At 27.9% G+C, this 14,483-nt stretch carries 12 protein-coding genes; 4 read left to right on the top strand and 8 right to left on the bottom strand.

The genetic code is table 11. From position 1 onward, the window contains the following. Window position 1: 1 nt before the first annotated feature. From opp1B to J4863_RS03725, 3 genes are all read right to left on the bottom strand, one after another. Window positions 2-940, bottom strand: coding sequence for a nickel/cobalt ABC transporter permease (opp1B, locus tag J4863_RS03735; protein ID WP_211619124.1), 939 nt, complete (start codon window positions 938-940; stop codon window positions 2-4). A gap of 178 nt (window positions 941-1,118) precedes the next feature. Next, window positions 1,119-2,729 carry a nickel ABC transporter substrate-binding protein gene (nikA, locus tag J4863_RS03730; protein WP_249111570.1) on the bottom strand — a complete coding sequence of 537 codons (1,611 nt, stop codon included), beginning with the start codon at window positions 2,727-2,729 and terminating at the stop codon, window positions 1,119-1,121. A gap of 205 nt (window positions 2,730-2,934) precedes the next feature. Continuing rightward, window positions 2,935-4,164 carry a replication-associated recombination protein A gene (locus J4863_RS03725; RefSeq protein WP_211619123.1) on the bottom strand — a complete coding sequence of 410 codons (1,230 nt, stop codon included), beginning with the start codon at window positions 4,162-4,164 and terminating at the stop codon, window positions 2,935-2,937. Window positions 4,165-4,379: 215 nt separating this feature from the next. Here J4863_RS03725 and J4863_RS03720 point away from each other — a divergent pair, with 215 nt between their 5' ends. The 3 genes from J4863_RS03720 (at window position 4,380) to relB (ending at window position 7,075) form a co-directional block, all read left to right on the top strand. Further along, the gene (locus tag J4863_RS03720; RefSeq protein WP_211619122.1) at window positions 4,380-6,083 is read left to right on the top strand and encodes an AAA family ATPase; all 1,704 of its coding nucleotides are present in this window, start codon (window positions 4,380-4,382) and stop codon (window positions 6,081-6,083) included. 173 nt (window positions 6,084-6,256) lie between these two features. Next, window positions 6,257-6,754, top strand: coding sequence for a methylated-DNA--[protein]-cysteine S-methyltransferase (locus J4863_RS03715; RefSeq protein WP_211619121.1), 498 nt, complete (start codon window positions 6,257-6,259; stop codon window positions 6,752-6,754). An 84-nt stretch (window positions 6,755-6,838) separates the two neighbouring features. Continuing rightward, window positions 6,839-7,075 carry a type II toxin-antitoxin system RelB family antitoxin gene (relB, locus tag J4863_RS03710; protein ID WP_211619120.1) on the top strand — a complete coding sequence of 79 codons (237 nt, stop codon included), beginning with the start codon at window positions 6,839-6,841 and terminating at the stop codon, window positions 7,073-7,075. A 199-nt stretch (window positions 7,076-7,274) separates the two neighbouring features. Here relB and J4863_RS03705 read toward each other — a convergent pair whose 3' ends face one another. The 3 genes from J4863_RS03705 to J4863_RS03695 all read right to left on the bottom strand — a co-directional run bounded on the left by J4863_RS03705 (window position 7,275) and on the right by J4863_RS03695 (window position 11,315). Further along, window positions 7,275-7,637 carry a hypothetical protein gene (locus J4863_RS03705; protein ID WP_211619119.1) on the bottom strand — a complete coding sequence of 121 codons (363 nt, stop codon included), beginning with the start codon at window positions 7,635-7,637 and terminating at the stop codon, window positions 7,275-7,277. Window positions 7,638-7,953: 316 nt separating this feature from the next. Further along, window positions 7,954-9,696 (bottom strand): alpha-glucosidase, encoded by a 1,743-nt coding sequence (locus J4863_RS03700; protein WP_211619118.1) that lies wholly within the window; start codon window positions 9,694-9,696, stop codon window positions 7,954-7,956. 296 nt (window positions 9,697-9,992) lie between these two features. Continuing rightward, complete coding sequence (locus tag J4863_RS03695; RefSeq protein WP_211619117.1) at window positions 9,993-11,315, bottom strand: 6-phospho-alpha-glucosidase; 1,323 nt, start codon at window positions 11,313-11,315, stop codon at window positions 9,993-9,995. Window positions 11,316-11,606: 291 nt separating this feature from the next. Between J4863_RS03695 and J4863_RS03690 the strand changes: the two genes are divergently transcribed. Next, the gene (locus tag J4863_RS03690) at window positions 11,607-12,314 is read left to right on the top strand and encodes a GntR family transcriptional regulator (protein ID WP_211619116.1); all 708 of its coding nucleotides are present in this window, start codon (window positions 11,607-11,609) and stop codon (window positions 12,312-12,314) included. Window positions 12,315-12,416: 102 nt separating this feature from the next. Here J4863_RS03690 and J4863_RS03685 read toward each other — a convergent pair whose 3' ends face one another. Both J4863_RS03685 and J4863_RS03680 read right to left on the bottom strand, forming a co-directional pair. Continuing rightward, window positions 12,417-13,940 (bottom strand): contractile injection system protein, VgrG/Pvc8 family, encoded by a 1,524-nt coding sequence (locus J4863_RS03685; protein WP_211619115.1) that lies wholly within the window; start codon window positions 13,938-13,940, stop codon window positions 12,417-12,419. A 68-nt stretch (window positions 13,941-14,008) separates the two neighbouring features. Beyond that, a complete protein-coding gene (locus J4863_RS03680; RefSeq protein ID WP_211619114.1) occupies window positions 14,009-14,473 on the bottom strand; it encodes a hypothetical protein in 465 nt (154 codons plus the stop codon). Between the last annotated feature and the right edge of the window lie 10 nt (window positions 14,474-14,483).

Raw genomic sequence — 14,483 nt, 5'->3', positions numbered from 1 at the left:
TTTACACCTCTTTCTCTGCAATTCTTGGATCAATATAACAACTCACAACATCCACAATTAAATTACACACGACAAACAAAACTCCCATAATTAGCACATATGCCTGTATTATCGGATAATCTCTCCCAAATATCGCTTGTACACAAAGTCGCCCAATTCCTGGCAACACAAAAATATTTTCAATTATAAATGTTCCAGCAACTAATTTTACAACACTCATTCCAAGTGCATTCAATGACGAATGAATAGAATTTTTCAACGCATGTTTAAAAATTATTGATTTTTTTGAAAGTCCTCTAACCTTCGCATAATAAATATGATCTTTCTCCAATGTTTCAATCATATTTGTCCGAATCAACCGAATATACGTCGAAATATAGCTCATACTTAATGCAAACGCAGGTAAAATATAGCCTGAAATCGAACCAACTCCGCTAATTGGAAATATATTAAGTTTTAATGCAAAAATTGATAAAAGTATAAGAGATAACCAATAATCTGGAATTGCAGTTCCTAAAAATACAATCACTCTAGTTATTTTATCAAAAAAGCTATTTTTCTTAATCGCACAAAGCACTCCAATTGGAATACTCATTCCAAATATCATCACAAGCGAAATCCCCGCCAATTTTAATGTTACAGGTAAACTTCTAGCAATTTCATCAGTAACTTTTCTATTTGTATTCACATATGAAATTCCAAAATCAAAATGCAAACTCTTCCAAAGCCAATCAAAATACCGTAAAAAAAACGGTCTATTTAATCCAAGTAATTCACGCATTTTCTGAATATCAGCTTGTGTCGGAGTAATATCATTCACACGCAAAGCCACTTCTGCTGGATCTGACGGAATTAAATTTATCAAACAAAATGCAATAAATGTAATCCCGATAATTAAAGGAATTGATATTAAAATCCGTTTTATTATATATTTTTTCATCTAATAAACTTCCCTTTCTAAATTTTTCAAATTCTATTTTAAAAAATTTCTCTTTAACATTTTACTTTAAACAAACTTATTCGATAACCAAAACTTTTTAATTTTTTGAAATTACCGAACAAGCCTAATATTAATCTGTATATTCAAATTTTCCAAATATACCAGATACAAATTTATTTTATTTTAAATTCATTGAATAATAAGGAACTTCGTATAATGATGTTCCAAATGTAACATCTTTTACTCTATCATTGAAAATCGCTCTATTTGTTTCGTAAGTTACTGGAATGTAAACAGCTTCATCTTGTAAAGTTGTCAATACATATTTAAATAATTCTGCTCTTTCAGACTCACTCGTAGTTTTCAATCCTTTTAAAATTGATTCATCAATTTTCGCTTTTTCTGGCAATCCTTGTTGTGCTGCAAAATCTCCATAAACAGGTTTTCTCATACCACCAAGAAATGATTGCGGATCATATGGAATTCCCCACGAAATATTAAATACGATATCAAAATCACCTTTTTTCATTCTATCTCTATACGATTGCTCTTCTTCCCCAATAGTTTTCAATTCTACTCCAATTTTAGCTAATTGTTGTCCAAAATATTCAGAAATTGATTTTTCACTAACACTATCCGCATTATAATTTAATGTAATTACTAATGGTTTACCATCTTTCTGTCTTTTCCCATCAGCACCTTGAACCCAACCAGCAGCATCCAACAATTTTTTCGCTTCATCTAATGAATAATTGTAAACCGGCACATCAATATTTGCATATGGAACTGTTTTTGCAAGAATTGAATCAGCTGGTGTCTCTGTTCCTTCAAAAATTCCTTCTGAAATTTCTTTCTTATCCAAAACATGTTGTAACGCTTTTCTTACATTTTTATCCTTTAAAGCACCTTTAGTAGTGTTTATAAGCATCATTCTAGTCGCAACTGGTTCAGACATTATAGCTGAAAATCCTTTTTTATCTTTAAATTTTTTAAATGATTCACTATCAATCATATCACGTCCAAATACTATATCAATATCCCCTTTTTCAAGTGCCAATGCTCTTGTTTGCTCTTCAGGAATAACTTTTACACGAATTGTCTTAATTGCTGGTTTTTTCCCCCAATATTTTTCATTTACCTCAAAAACTGCTTCTTCATCAGTTTTATTCGATTTTAAAACATATGGTCCAGTTCCAACATACTTGTCAACTCCATTTTTCGTACTCTTACCATTTTTCATAGCTTTTGGCGAAATAAATCTAAACGGACGAATTGAACCAAGCTCAATCAACATCGGATAATAAGGTTCTTTCAATTTAATTTTAAATGTATAATCATCTGGTGTTTCAAATCCATTAAATAAACGTACACTTTCAAGCCATCCGTGTCTATCTTTATTTTCCATAATTGCATCAAAATTCGCTTTTACAGCCTTCGCATCAAACTTTTCTCCATCTGAAAACACAACATTTTTTCTAAGATGAAATGTATACTCTTTTCCATCTTTTGAAATTTCCCATTTTTCAGCCAATTGTGGTGCTATACTCCCATCCTTATTAATTGACACGAGTCCTTCATACAAAATATTCTGCGCATAAAGCTCACCTGCATAATTATGTGGATTCAAATCTCTAATATCACGAAAATTAGCTGCTACAATTTCATCTTTACTAGCATTTTTTCGAACATTTCCTCCGCACGATATCACAAACATCAACATACCAATCATCATTACAACAAACTTGAAACTCCTGTTTTTTTTAATTCTACTCTTTCTCATCTTTTCCATCAAAAATTCCTCCTACAAAATAAATTTTTCTCAATTTGAACTAAAAAACTATTAATTTAATATAATTTTATGTAGCAAGAAATCCTTATTTAATAAACTTTCTAGACTTCTTGCTATTTTTATTAAAATAATTTAGAAATATGAAAAAAATTTCATATAGCTCATTGTATCACAATTTATTTTGATAGTCAAATTATTTTTTTATTTATATATTTTCATTTTTAATTTTCTTAAAATACTCCTTAGCCGCTCTCTCAAACTTATTCTCTCCAAACTTATAAAACTTGATTTTTTCATTCATGTAAACCTGATTAACATAATGATTTTCATAGTTATGAGGATATTTATAATCTTTTTTCCCAACTTTTGTAAGATGAGTTGGCACATCTTGAATTTTTTCATTCTCAACGTGACTAAGTGCTGAATTTATCGCATTATAAGCTGAATTACTCTTTGGAGAAATCGCTAAATAAATTGCAACTTCCGAAAGAATTATTCTTGCTTCTGGCATTCCAATCTCCTTTACCGCATTAAGTCCAGACACCGCAATTGGTAACGCCTGTGGATTTGCAAGTCCGATATCTTCAGAAGCCAAAATTACAAGCCTTCTAGCAATATACAAAATATCTTCGCCGCCAGAAAGCATTTTTGCCATCCAATAAATCGCCGCATCAGGATCACTCCCACGAATACTTTTTATCATCGCAGAAACCGTATTATACTTGTCTTCCGTCTTGTGATAAGACTTTTTCGTATTCAACACTTCCTTCACTTCATCAAGAGTAAAATCCACCCCAACATTCGTAATCAATTCCAAAATATTTATAGCCTGTCTCGCATCTCCTTCAATAATTTCTGAAATATATTTTAAAATCTCATCTGAAATTCCAATTTTCTCTTTTTCATTAATATTTTTCAAAATTTTAAGCAAATCTTTTTCACTCAATTTTTTAAATTCAAATGCCATACATCGTGATAACAACGCATTATTCAAATTATAATAAGGATTTTCAGTCGTAGCTCCAATTAAAATAATATTCCCATTTTCCAAATCCTGCAAAAGTGAATCCTGCTGCAACTTATTAAATCTATGAATCTCATCCAAAAACAAAAGTGTCTGCTGTCCGTTCGTACGAAATCTGTTGTGTGCCTTATCAGAAATGTCCTTTATATCAGTCACAGACGCCTTTATCGCATTCAAATATTCATAATGATAATTCATTTTTTCAGCAACAATTTCCGCAAGAGTCGTCTTCCCCGTCCCAGGTGCTCCCCAAAAAATCGCATTCATAAAATTTCCACGCTCAATAATCTTCCTCAAAATTCCATTTTTCCCAACCAATTTTTCCTGACCATAAAAATCATCCAAACTTTTCGGACGATATCTAAACGCAAGTGGCTTCTTATTTTCATATACTTCATCAAATAAATTCATTTTTTTACTCCCTTTTACTTTTCAAATTACAATAATAAATATAATCCTTTTATTTTATTCTAAAGTTATTGTAGTTCACTATACAATCTATTTTATAAATTCAAAACTATTTTGTAACAACCAAATAATTTACTTTTTCTACAATTCATATTATAATATATTCACTTAGTTAAAACAATAAAATTATTTATAAATAAAAAGGAGGAGTAATGAAGATGGGAAATCGCAAAAGAAAAAAATTACCAATTGGAATATCTGATTTTAAAGAGATTATCGAAAATAACTACTACTATTTTGATAAAACAAAATTTATAGAAAATATTTTAGAAGATGGCTCTAAAGTTAAATTATTTACTCGTCCGAGAAGATTTGGAAAAACTTTAAATATTTCGATGTTAAAGTACTTTTTTGACATTAAAAATAAAGACGAAAATAGAAAATTATTCGAAAATTTAGAAATTTCTAAAAGTGAATATTTTGAAAAACAAGGGAATTTCTTTGTAATCTCTATTTCTTTTAAAAATTATGATTCAGAAAACTGGGAAAGTGGATTTAACACAATTAAAAATGAAATAAAATTGCTGTATAACGAATTTTATTTGATAAGAGATAATTTAAATCAAAGTGACTTGGCAGATTTTGATGCTATTTGGCTGAAAAAAGATAATGCTGACTGGATTAATTCTTTATTTAATTTGACTAGATATTTGTATGAAATTTCTGGAAAAAAAGTTGTTGTTTTAATAGATGAATACGACCAGCCGATAATTGATTCCTATATAAAAGGAAATTATGAGAAATGTATTGCGTTTTTTAAAGCATTTTATGGAAAAGTTTTGAAAGATAATAATTATTTAGAAATGGAAATTTTAACTGGAATATTACGAGTTGCAAAGGAAAATGTCTTTTCGGGATTGAATAATTTGGAAGTTCACACAATTTTAGATGATGAATTTACAGAATACTTTGGAATTATGGAAAATGAAGTTGAAAAATCTCTTGAAGATTTTGACTTAAAATATGAATTAAATGATGTTCAAAAATGGTACAATGGATATTTATTTGGCGAAAAAAAAATTTATAATCCTTGGTCGATTATTAATTTTTTAAATCGTGGAAATTTAAAATCTTACTGGGTAAATACAAGTGGAAATGAATTAATCAAATTATATCTCCAAAAATTGAAAAATGATGTTTTTGACGATTTTTCAAAATTATTAAATAAAGAAAGTATTCTTAAAAGAATAAACAACAATATGACTTTTGAAAATTTGAAAACTAATTTTGGAAAAAATATTTGGAATCTATTTTTTCATAGCGGATATTTGACTTTGGCTGATAAGTATGATGTGATGAAAAAAAATGCTAGTATTAAAATTCCAAACAAAGAAATTCTAGAAATGTTTTCAGAAATGTTTATCGAAATTTATTTCAAAGATTCTGAAACCTTTCTAGATATGACTGATGCACTTACAACTGGAAACATTGAAAAATTTAAATTTGAATTGAATAAAATCTTATTAGAAAATATTGGTATTTTTGATGTAATTGGAATTTATAAAGAGCAGTTTTATCATGGATTAATGTTAGGACTAATCTTAATGTTAAAAAACGAATATGAAATTTCATCAAATAATTTTTCAGGAAAAGGTCGATATGATTTACTTTTGAAACCTAAAAATATTTTTGAAAGAAAAGAAGGAATTATCATTGAATTAAAAGCAATAAATATAGATAATTTGAAATTAAATTCAGAAAAGATTCACGAAAAATTGTTAAGTGAATGTGAAGTTGCACTAAATCAAATTGAAGAAAAAGAGTATACTTCAATTTTGAAAAATGCTGGAATTGACAATATTTTAAAAATTGGAATTGCGTTTTTTGGAAAAGAGTTTGAAGTAAAATTTGAGAGAGAATAATTCATGAAAAATTTTTTGTAATTTGAAGTTAATTTTTTTAATTAATTATATATTTGAACCTATTTAAAACCAAACTACTAAAATTGTATAAATTCGGATTTTGAGTAAGTAGACATAACTTTTGAGTTTAGTTTTAAAGTAGTTTTATAAATGAAAATTAAGAGGTAAAAACAATGAAAAATAACATCTATTTTTATGAGACAAACACTCCGATTGGAAAAATTGGGATTGCTACAACAGAAGATGACTCTCACATTACAGATTTGACTTGGGAATCTGATTTTGAAAATTTAAAAAAAGAAAATGATTTTCAAATTTGTGAAACTGAACTGATTAAACAAGCGAAAAAACAACTTTTTGAATATTTTGAAAAAAAACGAAAAAATTTTGATTTGCCACTTTTGAAAGAAGGAACACCATTTCAAATTTCTGTTTGGAGTGCTCTTGAAAAAATTCCTTATGGTGAAACTCGTTCTTACAAAGATATTGCAATCACAATTAACAATCCAAAAGCTGTTCGTGCAGTTGGAATGGCAAATAATCGAAATAAAATTGCTATTTTTATTCCATGTCATCGTGTGATTGGTGCAGATGGAAAATTGGTTGGTTATGGCGGGGGACTTCATATTAAGCGATTTTTGTTGGAATTGGAAGGTATTAAAATAAAATAATTTAATTAAATATTTTCGCTACTTTTTATTATCTTTTATGTTAAAATTTTATTAATTAAAACAACAAGAAAAGGTGTGAAATCGATGATAACCGTTTCTATAAATGCTAATCCTGACAAAGAAAATAAAATAAATAACTATGTTAAGGAAAATAATATCAACTTAAACCAGGTAATGTTAGATTTAATTCTTGAAAAAATCGAAGATGAAGAAGACTACAAATTGGCTGTTGAGGCTTATGAAGAATATAAAGCAAACAAGGAAAAAGCAATTTCATTTGACGATTTAGTAAAAAAAATGGGCTTGGAAGATGAAATATAAAGTCATTATCAGAGAAAAAGCAGAAAAACAATTGAATAAACTAGATAATTCAATAAAACTAAAAATTATGCGATATATCAAGCAAAAAAAAATATACTTTAGGAGTAATGTAATATAAATTTTTAAATACTCTCAAAAATTTATAAAACATACTCCTAAAATTTTTACTCCATTATAATTTATCCTTACATCTTGCTACTTAATAATCTAATCTTGTATAAATTGTTCTATTATCATAATTAATATCAATATTATAGCCATCTAAGTTTATATTTTTTAAATAATTTATAGCATCATTAAGTTCCTCCTTGTTGCTAAATTCTCCATTAGTAACATATGAAAATTTTATATTTCTATATCTTAAACCATCTATTCTGCATAATGGATATATCATTCTTATATAAAAACGTTTACTACCTGTTATTGTCGGTTTATAACTTGTTAATTTACCATTTTCACAATAACCTGTAACATTTTCAAATGTTTTAGTTCCTATTTCTCCAGCTCTTGCATAAGCTACCATAGAAGTAAAAAAACTCATTAATAGGAAAAATTTTTTCATTTTTTATACCTCCTTAAAATTTTAATTTAATAATTATTTGTGATCAATTAGTATAAAAACTAAATCTGTTATATTATATCCTCATAATATTTGATTTAAATTACATTTTAATAAAAAAAACTTAACAATTGTAGTCATATTTTTTAAATCTACTCTTTATAAAATTTTTTTAAAGGACATATTTTATACTATTAGAAAATTTATGAAAAAGCTTGTTTTGACAACCAAAATTATAACAGTGACAACTTCTTTTAAAGATATAAAAAAACTACACCTTCTAAATTACAAATAATCTTTTAGGTGCAGTTCATATTTTTTATAAAATCTCTACTAACAAACTTTGAAACCCTTCAAAAACAACTTTCTCTCCATCTTTTTCAAACCCATCAAAATTATTAATCAAAATCTCTCCAATTTTAATTTCTTTTTCTCCAAGAGCTTTTGCAATTTCACTTAATTTAACTTCTTGTTTCAACTCAGAAAAATTACTAATACAAAGAACTTTTTGATTCCCATATTTTCTCACATAAGCAATAATTTTTTCATTCTCCAACGGAACAGAAATAAAATCACCAAAAGTCAAGCAATCTGAATATTTCCCATTTTGTCTCAAATCAATCATTTTTTTGTAATGTGAAAAAATTGAATCTTTGTCATTTATTTGGTCTGCTACATTTGTTGTGGCTTGGCTTCCTGTTAATTTTATCCATGATTTTGAGTTTTCATCTTTTGAAAAACCAGCATTTTTGCTGTTACCCCATTGCATAGGCGTTCTTGAATTGTCACGGCTTCGTTTATTTACAAAATATAATGCTTCTTCAGATGAAAATCCTTCTCCTAAAGCCCGTTGATATTGGTCTTTACTTGCAATATCATCAAATTCAGAAATATCATTTCTCACAAAATTATCCATCCCAATTTCTTGACCTTGATAAATAAATGGTGTTCCTCGCAAGAAGAAAAATACATTTGCTAACAATTTTGCATTTGTTTCATTCGCTTTTTCACCAAAAAATTTATTCAAACTTCTTGGCAAATCGTGATTTTCTAAAAATGGTGCTCCCCATCCATATTTTTGCTGAGTCAACTGACTTTCAAAAATAGCATCCCTAAGCTCTATTGTTGGAATATCTCTCAATGAATAATAAAATCCGTCTTTTATCATATCTAAATCCGTATAGCTAAAATCAAAAATCATTGTAAAAAATCCATCATCTCCAATGAAATCATTGTATCTTTCATACTCAAGCATTGGAGTTTCCGCAACAGTCATCGCATTATATTTTTTGAAAGTTTCTTTTGCCAATTCGCTTAAAAACTCTTCAATTCCAGTCTGATTCAAAGTATATTCCACATTGTATGCCATTCCATCCGCTCCATCAACTGGCAAATCCAAATATCTTGCATCTTTTTTTATCGAATTAATCGCATCAACTCTAAATCCAGCAATTCCCTTTTCAAGCCAATAATTTACCATTTTGTAAAGCTCTTTCCTAACTTCAGGATTTTCCCAATTTAAGTCAGGCTGTTTTTTTGTAAATAAATGCAAATAGTACATTTCATTTCCATTTTCATCAGCTTCTCCTTCAACTTTTTCCCAAGCAGAACCTCCAAAATGTGATCTCCAGTTTGTTGGTGGCAATCCATTTTCTCCTCTTTTGAAAATATAGTAATTTCTGTACTTGCTTTCAGGATTTTTCAATGCTTCCAAAAACCACTCGTGCTCATCAGAAGTATGATTAATTACCAAATCTAAAATTACTTTTATCCCTCTTTTTTCGGCCTCTGCAATCAATTTTTCCAAATCTTCCTTTGTCCCGAATTCAGGATTCACATCATAATAATCTGAAATATCATATCCATTGTCATCCATTGGCGACTTAAAAATTGGACAAACCCAAATAAGCGTTATCCCCAAATTCTTCAAATAATCTAATTTCTCTGTAATTCCATTCAAATCTCCAATTCCATCGTTATTGCTATCATAAAAACTTCTTGGATAAATTTGATATCCAACTTCTTTTTTCCACCATTTTTTATCTAATTTTTTTATATCCATTTTTTCTCCTTCATATTTAATTTATAAACAATTTATAAACTTTTATTAATATAACTTTTTTCTTTTTTGGTTAATGAACATTGACATTATTTAACCTTTAAAAATTTATTTTTACAATTGATTAATAAAAAATACTTTATAAATAATTATATCATAAAAAAAGACACTACTTCAATAGCAGTGCCTTTATTTTTGCAATTTATTTTACTATACCATGCTGAATGGTTATTTTTTTAAATAATTATATCATAATTAATTAACATTTCAAGCACTAAAAATTATTTATTTCAAATCTGTTATTTCAAAACTGGCCAGAAATCTTTATTAGCCTCGATCAAGTCATCCAAAATAGCTTTTGCAACAGATGCACTTGGCACAGTTCTTGACAATGTAATTGCCTGCCATAATTTTTGGTATGAACCTTCAATCCATGCTTCTACTGTTAATTTTTCAACAGAAACTTGTTGTTCCATTAAACCTTTTTGGAATTGAGGGATTTTACCTTGAACAATTTTTTCAGGTCCGTTTGAACCTACTAAACAAGGCACTTCTACCATTGCAGTTGGATCAAAGTTTGATAACGCTCCATCGTTTTCTACGATTAACAACATTCTTTCTTTTGTATCATAAGCAATTGCTCTTGCCAAGTCAACTATGTATGAAGCGTGATCGTCTACATGAAGTTTACTATCTTTTGCAGTTCCTTTTTCAGCGATTGTTCTACATTCACCAAATACAAATTTTTCTCTTCCTTCCATTACTTCATTTGCTCTTGTGTGGTTAGGGTTTGAGTGTTCTACTACATAGTCTGGGAAGAAATAGTATTTTAAGTAAGTGTTAGGCATTGTTGTAGGATCAATTGCAAATACATCTCTTGCTTTTGTAAATGTATCATTCCAACTTGCTTCAGTGTTTTCTCCTTCAATTTCTACATTATACCCTATTTTTGCAACTTTTTCCTTTAATGCAGGCATTAAGTCTTTTCCATGTTTATCTCTAATATCTGTCCACCAACCAAAGTGATTCAATCCAAAGTATCTAATAACCATGTCTTTTCTTGATTCTAATCCTAACATTTCAGCCATTCTTATTTCAATTCCAATTGGCATATCACAGATATTCAATATTTTAGAATTTGGACGTAATCTTCTAGTTGCTTCTGCTACAATTGCTGCAGGATTTGAATAGTTTAACATCCAAGCATTTGGTGAATATTTTTCCATAAAGTCGACTAATTCAATAACTCCACCAATTGAACGCATTCCATAAGCAATTCCTCCTGGTCCGCAAGTTTCTTGTCCTAATACTCCATGTTTTAAAGGTATTTTTTCATCTTTTTCACGCATTGCATATTTTCCAACTCTTATATGTGCCATAACAAAGTCAACATCTGTAAACGCTGTTTCAGGATCAGTTGTATAAACAAAGTTAATATCAGGTGCTTTTTCTTTTATTATAATATCACATGCTTTTGCAATAACTTCTTGTCTTTCAGCGTCATTATCATAAAATTTTATTTGTCTAATTGGAAATTTTTCCAAGTTTTCTAACAACATCAAAACAATCCCTGGAGTAAATGTACTCCCTCCACCAGCTACTACGATTGAAAATTTTTTCATAAATAATCATCTCCTATAATTTATTTTTTATTTCCTTATTACAGTAACTATTATATCATAATTTTTTAAAAAGTCAATAGGTTTATATAAATCTTTTTTATTTTTTTTGATTTATATATATATCTTTTGATATGAGTTGATATTTTATGTAATTTATTGTATAATAAAATTATATTTGATTTAGTGAAATTTATCTATTTTACTCAATTTATTTATCTTTATTAAATTTAATTATTTAATACCTAAAAATTTGAGTGAAATAATAATTCTATGAAAGGTTTATATAAACGAATGAAAAAATATGAAAAAGTTTATCAAGATATAAAAGAAAAAATAAAAAATGGAGAACTTAAACCTGGTGATTTTTTAAAAAAAGAAGATGATTTGGCAGAAGAGTATAATTTTTCAAAACTTACTGTGAGAAAAGCTCTTTCAATGTTAGAAACAGAGGGGCACATTCAAAAAGTAAAAGGAAAAAAGTCAATTGTTTTAGAGAAAAAAAATTTAGAAAATATTTCTTTGACTTCTATCCAAACTACACAAGAACTTAATAAAATTCAAAATCTCCATCTTGAAAAAGAATTAATAAGTCTTTATATTGTGCAAGGGGTAAAGGAACTCATGGATAAATTCCAAGTTTCTGAAAATGCTGATTTTTATAAGGTTGTTAGGACCACTTCATTAAATGGTGAAGTGCTGAATTATTCTACTTCCTTTTTTGATAGAAGAATTGTTCCATTTCTAAATGAGGAAATTGCAAAAAATTCTATTTACGAATATTTAGAAAAAGACTTAAAATTAAAAATTGCCTACTCTCGTAGAGAAATAAAATTTAGAAAAATTACTTCTGAAGAGCAAAAATATTTTAAATTGAAAGATATAAATATGGTTGTTGTCATTGAAACTCATGCCTATTTATCAAATGGAACACTTTTTCAGTATGAAACAATAATTCATCATCCTGAGAAATTTACTTTTACCGCTATTGCAAAAAGATAATTTTTATACAAAAAAAGAGGTTATATCATTTTTGAAGCAACCTCTTTTTCTTTTATTTTGAAATTTTTTCAAATGCTTTAACAAATCCAATTTTAGACATTTCTAGTTATTATGCACTTTTCTTCCCTTAATCCTAATTTCACTCGGTGTCTCTATCCTAATATCTTTCTCTTTTCCAATCAAATTTATATCACTTCCATAAATTGACATTTCTCCTATTGATTCAAAACCAATATAATCATCTGATACAATGACAGTATTTTTCTCGCTTTTACTCACAATATTTTCTGCGGTTTTCGTACTAGTTTTAGAATTTCGAGTATAACCGTTCGCAATATTTACTGTTACTGAATCTTTTTCCACTTTAAAATTAAAATCGCTACCATTTATATGAAAATTCCTTTTCTCATAATTACTGAATCTTCCATTTCCTTCATTATTTATTGACCACGAAACTTTGGCAAATTGCTCATCTTCATTAGAAAAATATACTTCAACCATGTCATTAACTTCAGGTGTACAGAAAAATCCAGTATTTGTTTGTGAATAAAAAGTCTGATAGCTTAATGGATATCGCTCAATTCCATAATCTTTATACGCCTTACTCTTTTTATTTCCCAATTTACCAGCCACAATTTTATTCAATCCTTCATAAAACAAAACATTCATTTTTGCAATTCCATTTTCTGAGAAAACCTTCTCAACTCGGGCCTCCACTCCACTTCCTTTAATTTCAGAATTAAAAATTATCGGGAGTTTGTACTCATTAATATTTGTAGCTAAAAATTCGCTTTTCAAAATATAATTTTTCAAAAATATATTAGATTTTATAACTGTAAAACTATTTTGGGAATTTTCTTTTTTTACATTTTCAGAAGTATTGTTCCCACTTTTCTTCTCAACATCATTCAATTCATAGCTCAAACTGATTTCATCACCAATACTAATAACATTATTCGAGTAAATTTTATAATACAAATTCATATAATCTCGCACTGCTGAATAATTACTGAAAAAACGATTCTCTTTTTTAGAATTTCCCACTTCAATCCGTCCAAATGTAATAATTTCCTGTTCTGTCACAAACAAACAGGCCCCTAAATGTGATGCAATCCTAACTAAAAATTCCCAATCAGTTTCATCATATTGAACTATTATTTTTCCAATCTGTGTGTTCGCAATTTCAGAAAATTTTATTTCTAAATTTTTCTCTTTATATTCTTTATTAATTTCTCCAATAATATTTGCATATGTCCAGTTTTTATCCTGAAAAACTCTATATCTCTTCTCCAATTTTCTATCAAAAAATATGCTTTCTGAAAATGCTTTTATCAAAATTTTACAACCTTCACTTCCATAATCTAAAATTTCAAAATAATCAATTACTCCTCTAAAAATCTTCTTTGTAAAGTGACTATTTTCCAACTCAATCTGAAGTTTCACATCTTCCTTTTTTATAATCTCTTCTAATTTTTTCTTTTCTGCATCCTCTGTTTCAAACTCCACCTTCAATTTCTTATGATCGTTAATCTCTTCATTCAAAACAAATTTTTTAATAATAATATCCTCTATTTTCTTCCCATCAATAGTTATCTTAATGTTTTTACCCTCATACATATTTTCCATATTTTTCAACACCCCACTTTTATCCTCAAAAAAATCTCTTAATCCTCAACCTTTTATTTTACAACTATTTACTGAATCTCCATCTTGTCCTTTTGATGAAACTTCTGTTTTAAAAACAATTTAAATGTACCAATTCCCTTCTCGATACTAAATTCCTGCGAAAAATCATACACAAACATATTCAAAAATTTATAATCTATGCTTTTGTTCGCCCCTAAATCCACAAACATTTCAATATTTCTATAATCACTCTTACTTAAATACGATTCTGCCCATTTTACTAGTTCTATAACATTCTTTTTATTTTTCTCATATAAATTATTATCACTAACATGATTTGGATTTTCCAAATTTTTTTCTTCCAAATTAGAAATTATCTTCCCTGTGATTTCCATTTCCACACTACTTCTATTATTCGCAAAATCATTATTTTCAACCAACCCAATTCGATATTTCACTTCCAAAATCTCATCTTCTGAAATCTCTATTTTTTCTTGATTTTCTCCATTTAAAATATTTATCCTGTATTTCATTTTTCCCCCT

Source organism: Leptotrichia sp. oral taxon 221 (genome assembly GCF_018128245.1).
Classification (GTDB): domain Bacteria; phylum Fusobacteriota; class Fusobacteriia; order Fusobacteriales; family Leptotrichiaceae; genus JABCPH02.
This window is presented reverse-complemented; position numbering and strand designations above follow the sequence as displayed.

Excerpts from the sequence above, each read along its gene's own strand:
- nikA (WP_249111570.1), bottom strand. The coding sequence starts at position 2,729 with ATGGAAAAGATGAGAAAGAGTAGAATTAAAAAAAACAGGAGTTTCAAG.
- opp1B (WP_211619124.1), bottom strand. The coding sequence starts at position 940 with ATGAAAAAATATATAATAAAACGGATTTTAATATCAATTCCTTTAATT.
- J4863_RS03720 (WP_211619122.1), top strand. The coding sequence starts at position 4,380 with ATGGGAAATCGCAAAAGAAAAAAATTACCAATTGGAATATCTGATTTT.
- J4863_RS03715 (WP_211619121.1), top strand. The coding sequence starts at position 6,257 with ATGAAAAATAACATCTATTTTTATGAGACAAACACTCCGATTGGAAAA.
- J4863_RS03685 (WP_211619115.1), bottom strand. The coding sequence starts at position 13,940 with ATGGAAAATATGTATGAGGGTAAAAACATTAAGATAACTATTGATGGG.
- relB (WP_211619120.1), top strand. The coding sequence starts at position 6,839 with ATGATAACCGTTTCTATAAATGCTAATCCTGACAAAGAAAATAAAATA.
- J4863_RS03695 (WP_211619117.1), bottom strand. The coding sequence starts at position 11,315 with ATGAAAAAATTTTCAATCGTAGTAGCTGGTGGAGGGAGTACATTTACT.
- J4863_RS03705 (WP_211619119.1), bottom strand. The coding sequence starts at position 7,637 with ATGAAAAAATTTTTCCTATTAATGAGTTTTTTTACTTCTATGGTAGCT.
- J4863_RS03680 (WP_211619114.1), bottom strand. The coding sequence starts at position 14,473 with ATGAAATACAGGATAAATATTTTAAATGGAGAAAATCAAGAAAAAATA.
- J4863_RS03725 (WP_211619123.1), bottom strand. The coding sequence starts at position 4,164 with ATGAATTTATTTGATGAAGTATATGAAAATAAGAAGCCACTTGCGTTT.
- J4863_RS03700 (WP_211619118.1), bottom strand. The coding sequence starts at position 9,696 with ATGGATATAAAAAAATTAGATAAAAAATGGTGGAAAAAAGAAGTTGGA.
- J4863_RS03690 (WP_211619116.1), top strand. The coding sequence starts at position 11,607 with ATGAAAAAATATGAAAAAGTTTATCAAGATATAAAAGAAAAAATAAAA.